General features: G+C 74.0%; 14 protein-coding genes. 5 read left to right on the top strand and 9 right to left on the bottom strand.

What is annotated here, in order from left to right:
- Positions 1-230: 230 nt before the first annotated feature.
- Complete coding sequence (locus tag Ae150APs1_RS07045) at positions 231-1436, top strand: TerC family protein (RefSeq protein WP_075296535.1); 1206 nt, start codon at positions 231-233, stop codon at positions 1434-1436.
- 290 nt (positions 1437-1726) lie between these two features.
- On the top strand, positions 1727-2140 hold the full coding sequence (locus tag Ae150APs1_RS07040) for a DUF3040 domain-containing protein (RefSeq protein ID WP_075296533.1): 414 nt from the start codon (positions 1727-1729) through the stop codon (positions 2138-2140).
- 60 nt (positions 2141-2200) lie between these two features.
- On the opposite strand, the gene Ae150APs1_RS07035 is transcribed toward Ae150APs1_RS07040, so the two are convergent.
- The 9 genes from Ae150APs1_RS07035 to Ae150APs1_RS34545 all read right to left on the bottom strand — a co-directional run bounded on the left by Ae150APs1_RS07035 (position 2201) and on the right by Ae150APs1_RS34545 (position 10499).
- Positions 2201-3541, bottom strand: a complete 1341-nt coding sequence (locus Ae150APs1_RS07035; protein ID WP_075296531.1) for an NtaA/DmoA family FMN-dependent monooxygenase — start codon at positions 3539-3541, stop codon at positions 2201-2203.
- A 31-nt stretch (positions 3542-3572) separates the two neighbouring features.
- A complete protein-coding gene (locus Ae150APs1_RS07030) occupies positions 3573-4235 on the bottom strand; it encodes a methionine ABC transporter permease (protein ID WP_075296530.1) in 663 nt (220 codons plus the stop codon).
- Complete coding sequence (locus Ae150APs1_RS07025) at positions 4232-5308, bottom strand: methionine ABC transporter ATP-binding protein (protein ID WP_075296529.1); 1077 nt, start codon at positions 5306-5308, stop codon at positions 4232-4234. The genes Ae150APs1_RS07030 and Ae150APs1_RS07025 overlap by 4 nt, the downstream gene beginning before the upstream one ends.
- Entirely contained in the window at positions 5308-6195 is an 888-nt protein-coding gene (locus Ae150APs1_RS07020; protein WP_139316823.1) for a MetQ/NlpA family ABC transporter substrate-binding protein, read from the bottom strand. The genes Ae150APs1_RS07025 and Ae150APs1_RS07020 overlap by 1 nt, the downstream gene beginning before the upstream one ends.
- Before the next feature lie 333 nt (positions 6196-6528).
- Positions 6529-7638: an LLM class flavin-dependent oxidoreductase gene (locus Ae150APs1_RS07015; RefSeq protein ID WP_075296528.1), complete on the bottom strand. Its 1110-nt coding sequence runs from the start codon at positions 7636-7638 to the stop codon at positions 6529-6531.
- A complete protein-coding gene (locus tag Ae150APs1_RS07010; protein ID WP_075296527.1) occupies positions 7635-8696 on the bottom strand; it encodes an ABC transporter substrate-binding protein in 1062 nt (353 codons plus the stop codon). Before Ae150APs1_RS07010 ends, Ae150APs1_RS07015 begins: the two co-directional genes overlap by 4 nt.
- A complete protein-coding gene (locus Ae150APs1_RS07005) occupies positions 8686-9399 on the bottom strand; it encodes an ABC transporter ATP-binding protein (RefSeq protein ID WP_139316822.1) in 714 nt (237 codons plus the stop codon). The genes Ae150APs1_RS07010 and Ae150APs1_RS07005 overlap by 11 nt, the downstream gene beginning before the upstream one ends.
- Positions 9396-10235 carry an ABC transporter permease gene (locus Ae150APs1_RS07000; protein WP_075296525.1) on the bottom strand — a complete coding sequence of 280 codons (840 nt, stop codon included), beginning with the start codon at positions 10233-10235 and terminating at the stop codon, positions 9396-9398. Before Ae150APs1_RS07000 ends, Ae150APs1_RS07005 begins: the two co-directional genes overlap by 4 nt.
- 156 nt (positions 10236-10391) lie before the next feature.
- A complete protein-coding gene (locus Ae150APs1_RS34545; RefSeq protein WP_010243110.1) occupies positions 10392-10499 on the bottom strand; it encodes a putative leader peptide in 108 nt (35 codons plus the stop codon).
- A 155-nt stretch (positions 10500-10654) separates the two neighbouring features.
- Here Ae150APs1_RS34545 and Ae150APs1_RS06995 point away from each other — a divergent pair, with 155 nt between their 5' ends.
- The 3 genes from Ae150APs1_RS06995 to Ae150APs1_RS06985 all read left to right on the top strand — a co-directional run bounded on the left by Ae150APs1_RS06995 (position 10655) and on the right by Ae150APs1_RS06985 (position 13707).
- Positions 10655-11479 (top strand): IclR family transcriptional regulator, encoded by an 825-nt coding sequence (locus tag Ae150APs1_RS06995; RefSeq protein ID WP_075296523.1) that lies wholly within the window; start codon positions 10655-10657, stop codon positions 11477-11479.
- A gap of 147 nt (positions 11480-11626) precedes the next feature.
- The gene (locus Ae150APs1_RS31930; RefSeq protein ID WP_010243106.1) at positions 11627-12493 is read left to right on the top strand and encodes a nitrate ABC transporter substrate-binding proteins; all 867 of its coding nucleotides are present in this window, start codon (positions 11627-11629) and stop codon (positions 12491-12493) included.
- A gap of 194 nt (positions 12494-12687) precedes the next feature.
- Positions 12688-13707, top strand: a complete 1020-nt coding sequence (locus Ae150APs1_RS06985; protein WP_075296521.1) for a PhnD/SsuA/transferrin family substrate-binding protein — start codon at positions 12688-12690, stop codon at positions 13705-13707.
- Positions 13708-13810 lie beyond the last annotated feature (103 nt).

Genomic DNA, 13810 nt, shown 5'->3' with positions numbered 1-13810 from the left:
AAGTTCGCAATACGGACAGATGTGACGAGCGTCGCGGACGGCGCGGGTGTCGGGAACCGGACGCCATGGCCTAGCGTTCGCCGGGAAGAAGGGGAGTACTCCCGAACACGGCGTCGCCGTCATCACGGATCCAGGACGAGCTGGACCCGGTGGCGCCGGTCCGAGCGCATCACGGTCGCCCGGGCGGAGGAGACCTTCAGCGCCCGATCCTGCGCTGGAGGCCCCTGCACATGCACGTCCCTCTCTGGGTGTGGCTGGCGACGCTCGCCGCCGTCATCGGCATGCTCGTGTTCGACTTCGTCGGGCACGCCCGCGACCCGCACGAGCCCACACTGCGCGAGTCGGCCATCTGGTCCGCCGGCTACATCGCGATCGCCCTGCTGTTCGGCGTCGGCGTCGGCGTCTTCTCCGGCTGGCAGTACGGCGGCGAGTACATGGCCGGCTGGCTGACCGAGAAGGCACTCTCGGTCGACAACCTGTTCGTCTTCCTGCTGATCATGACCAGCTTCGCCGTGCCGAAGATCCACCAGCAGAAGGTGCTGCTGATCGGCATCGCGATAGCGATCGTCATGCGCGGCGCGTTCATCGCGGTCGGCGCGGTGATCATCGAGCAGTTCGTCGCCGTGTTCTACCTGTTCGCGATCATCCTGTTCTGGCTGGCGTACTCCCAGATCAAGGGGGCCCTGTCCGCCGACGACGAGGACGAGAAGGACGCCGGCGACTCCCGGCTGATCCGCATGGTGCGCAAGGTCCTCCCGACCTCCACCGAGTACGACGGCGCCAAGCTCGTCACCCGGATCGACGGCAAGCGGCTGCTGACCCCGATGGCCCTGGTCATCGTCGCGATCGGTCTCACCGACCTGCTGTTTGCGTTCGACTCGATCCCGGCGATCTTCGGCCTGACCCAGGAGCCGTTCCTGGTGTTCACCGCGAACGCCTTCGCCCTGCTCGGGCTGCGCCAGCTGTACTTCCTGATCGGCGGGCTGCTGGAGCGCCTGATCTACCTGGCACACGGGCTGTCGGTGATCCTCGCCTTCATCGGCGTGAAGCTCACCCTGCACGCGCTGCACGAGAACAACGTGCCCTTCATCAACGGCGGGCAGCCGGTGCCGGTGCCCGAGGTGCCGATCTGGCTGTCGCTGCTGGTCATCACGGGCACCATCGCGGTCGCGGCGATCGCCAGCCTCGTGGTGTCGAGGCGCCGGGCCGCGGAGGGCGGGGGCGCGGACGACGCCTCGGTCGCATCCGGCTCCTCGGGCGCCGAGGCCTCCGCCGGCGCACAGCCGGGTACCGGGTCCGCCGGTACCGGGTCCGCCGGTGCCGACCGGTCCGCCGGTGCCGACGCCGCCGGGTCCGCTGCCGACGGCTCCGGCGAGCGCGCCGACGAGCCCGTCGACAGCACCTCCGGCGGCCGCCCCGCCGATGACGGCCGCTAGCTTCGCGAGCCCGAGGCGGCCCCGGCACGACCCGGGTCCGCCGCGGTCCGGAACCGCGCCGCCGCGGCCGGCCGCACCACGCACCCGCCGGCCGCCCCACGCACCCGCCGGCCGCGCCACGCACCCTTCGAGCGGCCCGCGCACCTGCTGCAACGGGTGCGCGGACCGGCGACGGGGTGCGTCTGCCCGCCCACCGCATCCCCCGTGCGGAGATTTGTCCGTTTGGCTACGATGGGTGGGGTCCGTCGCAATCTCGGACCGCCGGTCCTGGCCGGCCCCGGGGAGGAGCCATGTCCGCCACACTGCCGCCCCCACCGCCGTCGCAGCCGGCCGGTGGGATGCCGGAACCCGACCCGCGCCACGGCGCACGGCCGCTCGACCGCGACGAGGAACGCGCGCTCGCCGGCCTCGAGGGTGAGCTGCGCAGGTCGGACCCCGACCTCGACACCGGGATGACCGCGCTCGAGACCACCGAGACACAGCCCGCCGCCGGCCACGGCTCGGCGGACCGGGTGCTCCAGGCGGTCGCGATCGGCGTCATCGTGCTCGTGCTGGTGCCCGGTGAGTGGCTGGCCGGCATCCTGTCGTTCGGGTTGCTCCTGGGTGTCCCGTTCGCCATGGCGATGATCGCCGCGCGGGCCCGGCGGGACAGCGCCCGAAAGGCCGACGAGACCGACGAGACCGGCGACGAGCGCCGGGACTGAACTCCGGGTCCCGGCGGTTCGGACGGCGCCGGGACCCGGTCCGCTCCGGGCGGAGCCGAGTCAGGCGCCGGGCGCTGCGGTGGCGGCCGCGGTCGGGTCGGTCGTCGTCGCGACGGCCGGGAGCCCGAGGTGCTCGCGCAGTGTCGTCCCCGCGTAGTCGGTGCGGAACGAGCCGCGCTCCTGCAGCAGCGGGACCACCCGGTCGGCGAACTCGTCGAGCCCGCCCGGGGTGACGTGCGGGACGAGGACGTAGCCGTCGGCGGCGTCGGTCTGCACCGCGTCGTCGATCGCGCCGGCCACCGTCGCCGGGCTCCCGACGAAGGTGTGCCGCCCGGTCACCTCGATGACCGTCTCGCGCAGTGAGAGGCCCTTCTCGGCGGCGAGCGCCCGCCACTGGTCGGCGACGGCCTTCGGGTCCCGGTACTGCCGCACGCTCGCCCTGTCCTGCGAGACCAGCTCGCCCTCGACCGGGTTGAACTCGGGCAGCGGACCGTCCGGGTCGCGGTCCGACAGATCGGTGTTCCACAGCTGTTCGGCGAACACGATCGCCGTCTGCGGGCTGACCTGCTGGTAGCGGATCACCTCGGCGCGCTCGGCGGCCTCGGCGTCGGTGTCGCCCAGCACGTAGGTCGCGGCGGGCAGGATCTTCAGGTCGTCCCACCCGCGGCCGTACCGGGCCAGGCGGCCCTTCACGTCGGCGAGGAACGCACGCCCGGCCCCGGGCTCGGCGTGTCGGGAGAAGATCGCGTCCGCCGACGCCGCGGCGAACTCGCGTCCCTCCTCCGAGTCACCGGCCTGGAGGATCACCGGGCGGCCCTGCGGGCTGCGGGGGAGCGCGAACCGGCCGTGCACGTCGAACTGGTCGGAGGTGTAGTCGAACCTGCCGCGGTCCTCGGGCCCGGTGCGGGAGTCCCAGATCGCGGCCGTCGCGGCGAGCTGCTCCTTCGCCCGCGAGTACCGCTTCTCCTTCGGGAGGAAGCCGCCGCGCCGGAAGTTCTCGCCGGTGAAGGCGTCCCACGACGTCACCACGTTCCACGCGGCCCGGCCGCCGGAGAGGTGGTCCAGCGACGCGAACTGGCGGGCGACGTCGTACGGCTCGGTGAACGTCGAGTTGATCGTCCCGGCCAGGCCCAGCCGGTCCGTGACGGCCGCGAGCGCGTTCAGGATCGTGAAGGTGTCCGGCCGGCCCATGACGTCGAGGTCGTAGATCTCCCCGCGGTGCTCGCGCAGCCGCAGCCCCTCGGCGAGGAACAGGAAGTCGAACCTCGCCCGTTCCGCGGTCCGTGCGAAGTGCGCGAACGAGTCGAAGTCGATGTGGCTGCCGGACGCCGGGTCGCTCCAGACCGTCGTGTTGTTGACGCCCGGGAAGTGCGCGGCGAGATGGATCTGCTTGCGCGGCATACGGTGGCCTCCCGACTCCTCGAACGGTGTCCTATCGGTGCAACACCCGCCGCGCGAGCGTGTTCCCGGCCAGCTGCGCCAGCTGGACGACGACGACGATGATCGCCACCGTCAGCAGCGTCACCGGCCAGTCGAACTGCTGGTAGCCGTAGGAGATCGCGAAGTCGCCGAGCCCGCCACCGCCGACGTACCCGGCCATCGCCGACATGTCGACGACCGCGACGTAGATGAAGGTGTAGCCGAGCACCAGCGGGGCCAGCGCCTCGGGCACCAGCACGCTCCACACGATCCGGGACCGGCTCGCCCCCATCGCCCGGGCCGCCTCGACGACGGCGGGATCGACCGACACCAGGTTCTGCTCGACGATCCGGCCGATCACGAACGTCGCCATCGCGATCATCGGGAACAGCACCGACCGGGTGCCGATCGTCGTGCCCATGACCAGCAGCGTCACCGGCCCGACGGCCGTGATGAAGATGATGAAGGGGATCGGCCGGACCAGGTTCACCAGCACGTTGAGCACGGTGAACACGAACCGGTTCGCGAACAGCCCGCCCGCGCGGGTGGTGTGCAGGGCGACGCCGAGCAGCAGGCCGAGCACGCCCGCGATCAGCATCGTCCAGAACACCATGTAGGCGGTCTGCAGGATCGACAGCAGCAGCACCGGCTGCAGGCCGGCCCAGTCGGTGTTCATGCGGACGGCTCCTGGGAGTTCACGGACAGCTCCGTCACCCGGGCGGCCCGGGACAGCTCGTCGACGCAGGCCTGCACGGCCGCGTCGGCACCGGTCAGTTCGAGGGTCAGGCTGCCCACCGGACGCCCGGCGAGCTCGCGGATGCCGCCGTGCACGACCGTGCTGCGCACACCGTGCGCGGCGGGGATCCGGGCGACGGCGTCCTGGGCGTCGGCGGCGCCGGTACCGGTCCCGCCGACGGCGACCGTCACCAGCCGTCCGGGGTGGCGTTCCCGCAGCCGCTGCACCGTGTCCTCGGACGGCACGTCCTGCAGCACGCCGTGCACGAACCGCTTCGTCGCCGGGTGCGAGGGCACGGCGAACACGTCGTACACGTCGCCGTGCTCGATGACCGCACCGTCCTCCATGACGACGACGCGGTCGCAGATCGCCGCGGCCACCTCCATCTCGTGAGTGATCACGACGACGGTGGTGCCGAGCTCGGCGTTGACCCTGCGCAGCAGCGTGAGCACCTCACGGGTGGTCTCCGGGTCCAGCGCGCTGGTCGCCTCGTCGGCGAGCAGGATCGACGGCGAGGTCGCGAGCGCCCGCGCGATCCCGACCCGCTGCTTCTGCCCGCCGGAGAGCCGGGCCGGGTAGCGCCCGGCGAGATCGGACAGGCCGACGAACTCGAGCAGCTCCGCGACCCGTTCCCGGCGGGCCTCCCGGGACCAGCCGGCGACCCGGAGCGGGTAGCCGACGTTGCCGGCCACGGTGCGGGACTGCAGCAGCGCGAACTGCTGGAAGATCATCCCGACCTCGCCGCGCAGCTCGCGCAGGCCGCGCTCGGACAGCTCCGAGGTGACCCGGCCGCGCACCGTGACGGTGCCCGACGTCGGCAGCTCCAGCGCGTTGATCATCCGGACGAGGGTCGACTTGCCCGCCCCGGACCAGCCGATCACGCCGGTGATCCCGCCCTCGGCGACGTCGAGATCGACGCCGTCGACGGCGGTGACCCCGGGGCCCCGGCGGGCCGGGAACGTGCGGGTCGCCCCCGAGAAGGAGATGACCGCCGGCGGTGCCGGCGTGCCCATCAGCCCGCCCGCAGCTGCTGCTCGATGCCGGACAGGGTCTGCTGCAGGTCCTCGGGCGTGTTGTCCCGGAAGACACCGTCCTCGCCGAGGTCCTTGCGGGCCGCGTCGAGCACCTGCTGGTCGTGGTAGATCCGGACCAGCGTCGCGAAGTCCGGGTCCTGCGCCTGGTCGGCGCGGGCGACGAAGAGGTTGATGTAGGGCTTCGCCGCGTCCGAGTCCGGGTCCTCGCCGTAGAGCACCTGGTCGGCGGTGAGGTTCGCCGAGGTCGCGTAGTTGTTGTTGACGACCGCGCCGTCGGCGCTGGGCAGGTTCGCCGCGGTCTGGGCGGCGTCGACCGGCGTGACGGTGACCGTCGAGGCGGCCCGGTCGATGTCGGCGGGCGTCGACGTCGTCGTGCCGCCGTCGGTGAGGCGCAGCAGCCCGGCGGACTGCAGGACGTTGAGCGCACGGGCCTGGTTGACGGCGTCGTTCGGGATGACGATCTGGCCGCCCTGCGGGATCTGCGCCAGGTCGGTGTGCTTCGCCGAGTACAGCGGCAGCGGGTAGACCGCGGTCGCGCCGACCGGCACCAGGTCCTCGTCGTTCTGGACGTTGTAGTTCGCGAGGTACTGCAGGTGCTGGAACTGGTTGAGGTCCAGCTGGCCCTGGGACAGCGCCGGGTTCGGCTGGTTGTAGTCGGTGAAGTTGACCAGCTCGACGGTGATGCCCTCGGCGGCCGCCTTCTCCGTGAAGACGTTCCAGTAGGGCTCGGCGCCGTCGGAGACGCCGATCCGGACGGTCCGGTCCTCCCCGTCACCGGCTCCGGAGCCCGACTCGCCGGGCGCGGCGCAGCCCGCGGCGAGAACGGCGGCGGGGATCAGCAACGTCAGTGCGCGCAGCAGGCGCATCGGGGTTCCTCTCGGCACCGGCCGCGGGCGGATCGCGCCCGCGGGGGACGGCGCGGCGGTGTGTCGGGTGGTGTGCGCCGGTGATGCTGGTGCTCGGCGCACGGGACGTGCGCCGGGGCTGCGGCGCCCGGACGCCGGCCGCGAGCGGGTGCTCCGGGGGACGTACGGGGAGGACCGGGCCGCCGGTGACGGGCCGCCCCGGGGTGGGGAGCGGCCGCCGCGGCGGGGCGGTCGGCACGGACATCGAACCTACAGGGGACGAACCTCCCGGACCGCGACTCCGCGACAAAGCTCACGACGGAAGCTCACCGCGCAGTCGCGGCCCGCGGCGGGTCACCGGGGCGGCGCGGCCAGCAGCCCGCGGCGCCGGAGCTCGGGGAGCACGCCCTCGCCCACCCGGTACGCCTCCTCGAGGTGCGGGTAGCCGGACAGCACGAACTTGTCGACGCCGATCTCGTGGTACTCGGCGATCCGGTCCGCCACCTCGGTGTGCGACCCCACCAGCGCGGTCCCGGCGCCCCCGCGGACGAGTCCGACGCCGGCCCACAGGTTCGGTGAGACCGTCAGCGCGTCCCGGGACCCGCCGTGCAGGGCGAGCATCCGCTGCTGGCCGACCGACTGGCTCGACCGCAGGGTCGCCTGTGCCCGTTCGATCTCGGCCGGGTCGAGCGCGTCGAGCAGCCGTCCGGCCTCCGCCCACGCCTCCTCCGGGGTGTCCCTGGTGATCACGTGCAGCCGGATCCCGAACCGCGGGCTGCGCCCGAGCTCGTCGGCGAGCTTGCGCACCCGCCCGATCTTCTCGGCGACGGCCGCGGGCGGCTCGCCCCAGGTCAGGTAGACGTCGGCGTGCCGGGCCGCGACCGGGAGCGCGGCGTCCGACGACCCTCCGAAGTAGACCGGCGGCACCGGGTCCGGCGGGGCGAGCGTGGTCGCACCGGTGACGTCGTAGTGCCGGCCGGCGAAGTCGAACGGCTCGGGGCCCCACGCGCCCCGCAGCACGGACAGGAACTCGTCGGTGCGGGCGTAGCGCTCGTCGTGGCCGGCGTGGTCGCCGAACCGCTGCTGCTCGACGGCGTCGCCGCCGGTGACGATGTTGAGCATCAACCGGCCGCCGGAGACCCGCTGGTAGGTCGACGCCTGCTGGGCGGCCAGGGTGGGGGAGACGACGCCCGGCCGGAACGCCACCAGGTAGCGCAGCGTGCGGGTCTCCCGCAGCAGCGCCGCGGTGGTCAGCCAGGCGTCCTCGCAGAACGTCCCCGTCGGGGTCAGCACGCCGTGGAACCCCTGCGACTCGGCGGCCCGGGCGATCTGGGCGAGGTAGTCGATGCCCGCCTCGCGTGCGGTGCTGCCGGCCTCGCCGCGGTCGGCGTGCCGCCGGGCGACGATCGTGCGGCCGTCGCCGGACGTCGGCAGGAACCAGTGGGGGACGATCGCGCCGCTCATCGTGCGCCTCCTCGGGTGTCGGTGGGGGTGCCGGGGATCCCGTTCCGGGCGGCCTCCAGCGTGGTCGCCTCGAAGCGTCGGTCGACGAACGCGGCGAAGTCGGCCCGGCCCGGGACGACGCCGGCCTGGGTGAACGCGTCGGCCAGCTGCTGCTGGGAGGCGACGACGCCGTCGTCGAGCGGGACGGGCAGGTCCGGGCCGCGCTCGGCGGCGCGCCGGGTCACCGCGATCGGGAGCTTCGTCTCCTGGCTCCACACCGCGGCCCGCTCCTCGCGGTGGGTGTCGGAGTAGGTCTGCGCGGCCGCGATCCGGGCGAGCAGGTCGCCGACGGCGGCGCTCCTCGCCGGTTCGGCGAGCGCCGCGTTGGACGCGACCTGGAAGCCGAACCCGTTCGCGGTGCCCTCGCCGTCGGCGAGGACCCGGGCGCCGTCGTCGAGCTCGGCCTGCGCGGTGTAGGGGCCGCAGACGGCCCAGGCGTCGACGTCGCCCTGGCGGAACGCCCCGTAGGCGTCCGCGGGGGCGAGGTAGGTGAGGTCGACGTCGTCGAGGGTCATGCCGGCGGCGCGCAACGAGTAGAGCAGCTGCCCGTGCGCCGAGGTGCCCTTCCCGACGGTGATCCGCTTGCCGCGCAGCTCCTCGACGGAGCGCAGCGGCGAGTCGCCGCGCACCAGCACCGCGTCGCTCGCGACGTTGCCGCGGTTGGCCGAGACGATCTGCACCCGGGCCTTCGCGGCCGTCGCGAAGATCGCCGGGGTGTTGCCGGTGCCGCCGAGGTCGATCGCCCCCGCGCGGGCCGCCTCGATCAGCGGCGGCCCGGAGGTGAAGGTCCGCCACTCCACCCGGTACGGGAGGTCGTCGAGCAGCCCGGCCGCGCGCAGCAGTGACTGCGACCCGCCCTTCTGGTCGCCGACGACGAGCGTCACGCCGCCGAGCGTGGAGTCCTCCACCGGCGGCTGGACCGGGGGCCGGGTCACCGGGACTCCCGAGCACCCGGCGAGCGTGAGCACGGCGGCCAGCACCGATGCGAGGAGTGCGGCGGGCCGGAGCTCACGCCGCATCGTCGACCACCCCGAGCTCGTCGAGCACGGTGCGGCGCAACGCGGACAGCCGGTCCGGGTCACGCGGGCGCCCGCCGGGCCGGTGCTCGCGGCCGATCCGGCCGTCGGACAGCACGAGCACGCGGTCGGCGAGCAGCAACGCCTCGTCGACGTCGTGGGTCACCAGCAGCATGCCGGGCCGGTGCCGGTGCCACAGGTCCAGGACGAGCCGGTGCATGGTGATCCGGGTCAGCGCGTCGAGCGCCCCGAACGGCTCGTCGAGCAGCAGGAGGTCCGGCTCGCGGACCAGCGCCCTGGCGAGCGACGCGCGCTGGGCCTCGCCGCCGGACAGCGTCAGCGGCCAGGCGTCGGCCCGCTCGGTGAGCCCGACCTCGGCGAGGGCCCGGTCGGCCACACCAGCCGGGGTGTCGCCGTGCAGGTCGCGGTGCAGGCCGAGCGACAGGTTGTCGCGGACCGGGCGCCAGGGCAGCAGGCGCGGCTCCTGGAAGGCCACGGCGACCGACCCCGGGACCTCGACGGTGCCGCTCACGCCGGGATCGGCCGACCCGTCGAGCCCGGCGAGCAGCCGCAGCAGGGTGGACTTGCCCGAGCCGGAGCGGCCGAGCAGGGCGACGAACTCGCCGTCGCCGATCGTCAGGTCGAGACCGTCGAGGACCCGGCGGCCCCCGAACTCGCGGACGAGACCGTGGACGCGGGCGCTCACCGGTCGCCCCCCGCCGGACCGGCGGGGCGCCAGGCCAGCACGGTCCGTTCCAGCTTCCGCACCAGCAGGTCGGTGCCGAGCCCCAGCAGGGCGTAGACCGCGAGCCCGACGACGATCACGTCGGTGCGCAGGAACTCCCGGGCGTTCATGATCATGTAGCCGAGCCCGGCGTCGGCCGACGTCGTCTCCGCGACGATGATCGACAACCAGGCGATCCCGAGCGCGAGGCGCAGCCCGGTCAGCGTCGAGGGCATCGCGCCGGGCAGCACCACGTGCCGCAGCCGCTCGGCCCGCGTGAACCCGGAGACCGACGCGGCCTCCAGCAGCTTCGGATCCACCCCGCGGACACCGGCGTGCACGTTGAGGTACATCGGGAACAGCACCCCGAGCGCGACGAGCAGCACCTTCGGCAGCTCACCGATGCCGAACCAGAGGATGAACAGCGGCACCAGACCGAGGTGCGGCAGGGTGCGCAGCATCTGCACCGGCGGGTCCACCAGGTGGTCGCCCCACCGCGACAGCCCGGACAGCAGACCCAGCCCGACCCCGACGGCCAGGCCCAGGACGAGCCCGGTCGCGACCCGTCCGAGCGAGACGAGCAGTCCCTCGGGCAGCTCGCCGCTCGCCGTCACGTCGACGGCGGCGGTCACGACCCGCAGCGGGGAGGCGAGCTCGTCCTCGGCGAGCAGGCCGGTGGTGGACGCGAGCTGCCAGACCAGCAGGATCGCGACGGGTGAGATCCACCGCCGGAGGTCGGGCAGGCGGTGGGTCGTCGACGCCGGGTGGGCGGCGACGCGCCGGTCGCCCGCGGTGCGGGCGAGGGTGGTCGATGACACGGGTGTCTCCCGGGACGCGGTGGGTGGGACCCCGCCGGGGGGGGGCGCGCGGCGGGGCGGGTCCGGAGCGGCGCGGACGGAACGGCGCGGCCGCCGTGGCGACGGCGGCGCGGAGGCCCGGACGCGTCGGTGTGGACGCGGTGCGTGAACGGGTCGTCAGCGACAGGTGCAGCCGGCGAGCCGGAGCAGGTCGACGTGCCGGCGCCGGGTGAGCAGGTGCCCGGGCCCGGACACCGGTCCCCACCACTGCTCGCGCTCGGTCACTCCCGCAGGTGAACACGGGCGTCCGGATCCCGACAACCGGACGTCCGGCCGTCGGGATCCGGGCCCGGGTGTCCGGACAGTGCCCGGCGCCTGCGCCGTCCCGGGCTCCCGCATGGCGGGAGCCCGGCCGCCCGGGTGCCGACTACGGTGGGCCGGTGGGTGAGAACGGTGCCGAGGGCCGCCCGACGACGGGCCGCGCACGCGACTCCGGTGCCGCACCGCGCGGCCCGGAGATCCAGTCGGTCGCCCGCGCGTCGACCGTCCTCGGCCTCGTGGTGGACAGCGGCGAGGGACTCACCACCACCGAGATCGCCAAGATCACCGGGATGACGGGGTCCACCGTGCACCGGCTCGCGCACACCCTCGTCTCGGGCAACCTGCTCTGCCGCGACGCCGCCTCCGACCGCTTCCTGCCCGGTCCGCTGCTGTTGCGCCTGGCCCGCAAGTCGCTGGGCGCCTCCGGCGTGCCCGAGGCCGCCGACGTGCTCAAGGAGCTCGCCGACCGCACCGGCGAGACGGCGAGCATCGGCCTGCGCCGCGGCGACGACGTCCTCGTCGTGCTGTCGGTGCCCTCGACCCGCCCGCTGCGCTACACCGGGCGGCCGGGGGAGCGGGTCCCGCTGCTGGAGTCCGCGATCGGCGCCGCGATCGTCGCGTTCGGCGCCGACCCGCTCGACGAGGCCGCCGCCGTGCTCACCCGGTCCGGACACGGCAGCCCCGAGGCGTGGCTGGCCGAGACCGACCTGCTCGCCACCCAGTTCCGTGGCTACGCGGTGCTCGACGACCCGCACGACGAGGCGCTGCGCGCGGTGGCGGCCCCGGTCGTCGCCGCCGGTGACGTGGTGCGGATGGCCGTCGAGATCCAGGGCCCGGCCAGCCGGCTGCCCGAGAACGCCCTCGACGGGCTCGGCGCGCTCGTCCGGTCCGCGGCGGACGCGCTGGAGGGCCTGCCGGTGTCGATGGCGTTCGGGGAGTTCTGACCCGGTCGGGGAACCGGTCGTTTCTGGACACGTGTCCGTACATTGCGCACTGCGGAAGTGTGTCCCGCATCCCGCAAAACCGCTGTTGACGGGCCTGTTCGTTGCTCCTTACGGTGGCGTCACCGGATCGGGGAAGGAGGACGGATCGTGGCTGCCGAGCGTGACGAGATCGTGGTGTCGCCGAACCACGTCGTCTTCGACCTGCCCGAGCTCGTCGCGGTCTCCGAGGGTCTGTTCGCCGAGGCGGGCCTGACGGTCCGCTTCGAGGACGCGGCCGACCGGTCCGCCGACGCCCTGCGCAACCCGGCCGTCCGGCACAAGGAGTCGCAGTTCTCCGCGTCCCGCGCGGACGTCTACAACGTCTGCGAGTGGGGCGGCATCGACCGGCTGGAGCGCGACGCCCGCGGCGGCCGGATCGGGCACCTTCGCGCGGCCGTCGTCGCCCAGGCGCTGGTCAGCCTCGATCCCGGCCTCAACGAGCCGCACGACGTCGCCGGCGTGCCGGTGTCGATCAACGAGTACACCGGGTCGCACTACACCGCGCTGCACCTGCTGGAGGGCACCGTGCCCCGGCAGCGGATCACCCTGGTGCACGGCGGCCGCCCGGTCGACCGGCTCGACGCCCTGCTCGCCGGCGACTCCCGCGCGACGATGCTGATGGAGCCGTTCCTGTCCGCCGCGCTGGTGCGCGGCGCGCACGTCCTCGGCACCTACGCCTACCGGGGCTCGCAGGTCGTGGCCCCGCACCTGACGGCGGAGCAGCAGGAGGCCTACCGCGGCGCGGTGAACCGGGCCGTCGACCTGATCAACGCCGACCGGGACCGCTGGGCGCCGCTGGTCGCCGCCGAGGCCGGTGACCGGCTCGACCCGGCCGACCTGCGCCGGGACCACTACCGCTACACGCACATCGTTCCCTTCACCGAGCGGCGCTTCACCGAGACCTACGCCTGGATGCGCTCCTGGCGGCTCACCGACGGGCGCTCCGGCTACGAGACCCTGAAGGCGCTCCGATGACGGGCGCCCGGCCCAGGCTGCTCACCAGCCGTCGCCACATCGACCTCTGCCTGATCAACGGCGGGACCTGTCCGGGCCTGCTGCCCTCCTGACACCCGGGCCACCAGCGCCCACCCCCACCCGGCCGCGCCGTGCGCGTCGCCGGCCCTCGCCGCGCGCCCGCGCGGACCCCACCCCTCCCACGGAGCCCTCGCATGCCCGCACGCCCCCTGACCACCGACCGGCGCACCGTCCTGCGCGCCGCCCTGTTCGGCGCCGCCGGCCTGGCCGCCGGCCCGCTGCTCGCCGCCTGTGGTGGCGGCGGGGCCACCGGGCGGGTGAGCGCCCGGGTCGAGGACTCCGGCGGCGGCACCGCCAGCTCGGTGATCCGCCCGATCGCCGAGCAGAACGGCTTCCTCGCCGACCTCGACTTCTCCTACGTCGCGGGGACCGGCCCGGGCGACGTCCAGAACAAGCTGCTCTCCGGCGCGCTCGACGCCGCCAGCTTCGGCCCGCTCGGCGCGGTCGTCGCCGCCGAGGCCGGCTCCGACGTCGTGCTGTTCTCGCCGAACCTCAACAACCACGTCCGCTGGCTGGTGCCGGAGAACAGCCCCTACCGCACCCCGGCGGACCTGCGGGGCAAGCGGATCGCGATCCCGCCGAACAACAGCGACGCGTTCCGGTCCACCCAGCTCGCCGCCGCCGTCGCCGGCACCGACCTGAACGCCGAGTACGAGCTGTTCCCGGGCGCCGTGCTGGCCGGTCTCGCCCTGTTCGACCGCGGCGACGTCGACGCCATCGTCACCATCGAGCCGAACGCGACCCGGCTGGTCGGCCGCGGCGCACGGCAGATCGCCACCGTCGGTGAGCTGTGGGCGCAGGGTACCGGCGAGGACCCGAACTCCCTGATCCTCAACGGCCAGGGTGCGCTGCGGGAGTTCGTCTACGGGAACGCGCCCGCCGCCCGCGCCGTCGCCGACGTGCGGCTCCGTGTGCACCAGGTCATCCGGGAGCGGCCCGCCGTCCTCGCCGAGCTGCACGAGGCGTACGGCATCCCGGCCGAGGAGCGCGCGGCGATCGCGTTGCTGCCCGAGCGGCTCCGCGATGTCTACCCGGTCGAATGGGGTGCGACGGCGTTTGCGAACCTGCAGCGCCAGGTCGAGATCGCCCAGCGGGTGGGACTGGTGGAGGCCGTGCCCGCGCAGCAGCCGTGGACCGAGCTGGGGGCGGCATGACCACCGGGACCGAACGGACCGGAACCGACCGGACCGGCGCCGAACCGAGCGGAACCGAACGGCCCGGAACCGAACAGCCCGGAACCGGATCGATCGTTGCCGA

It is taken from the genome of Pseudonocardia sp. Ae150A_Ps1 (genome assembly GCF_001932315.1).
GTDB lineage: Bacteria > Actinomycetota > Actinomycetes > Mycobacteriales > Pseudonocardiaceae > Pseudonocardia.
The sequence above is the reverse complement of the archived record's forward strand: the minus strand, read 5'-3'. Positions and strand labels throughout refer to the sequence as shown.

What these genes read in the sequence shown, in the direction of transcription:
- Ae150APs1_RS07045 (WP_075296535.1), top strand. Translation starts at nt 231, where the DNA reads ATGCACGTCCCTCTCTGGGTGTGGCTGGCGACGCTCGCCGCCGTCATC.
- Ae150APs1_RS07040 (WP_075296533.1), top strand. Translation starts at nt 1,727, where the DNA reads ATGTCCGCCACACTGCCGCCCCCACCGCCGTCGCAGCCGGCCGGTGGG.
- Ae150APs1_RS07035 (WP_075296531.1), bottom strand. Translation starts at nt 3,541, where the DNA reads ATGCCGCGCAAGCAGATCCATCTCGCCGCGCACTTCCCGGGCGTCAAC.
- Ae150APs1_RS07030 (WP_075296530.1), bottom strand. Translation starts at nt 4,235, where the DNA reads ATGAACACCGACTGGGCCGGCCTGCAGCCGGTGCTGCTGCTGTCGATC.
- Ae150APs1_RS07025 (WP_075296529.1), bottom strand. Translation starts at nt 5,308, where the DNA reads ATGGGCACGCCGGCACCGCCGGCGGTCATCTCCTTCTCGGGGGCGACC.
- Ae150APs1_RS07020 (WP_139316823.1), bottom strand. Translation starts at nt 6,195, where the DNA reads ATGCGCCTGCTGCGCGCACTGACGTTGCTGATCCCCGCCGCCGTTCTC.
- Ae150APs1_RS07015 (WP_075296528.1), bottom strand. Translation starts at nt 7,638, where the DNA reads ATGAGCGGCGCGATCGTCCCCCACTGGTTCCTGCCGACGTCCGGCGAC.
- Ae150APs1_RS07010 (WP_075296527.1), bottom strand. Translation starts at nt 8,696, where the DNA reads ATGCGGCGTGAGCTCCGGCCCGCCGCACTCCTCGCATCGGTGCTGGCC.
- Ae150APs1_RS06985 (WP_075296521.1), top strand. Translation starts at nt 12,688, where the DNA reads ATGCCCGCACGCCCCCTGACCACCGACCGGCGCACCGTCCTGCGCGCC.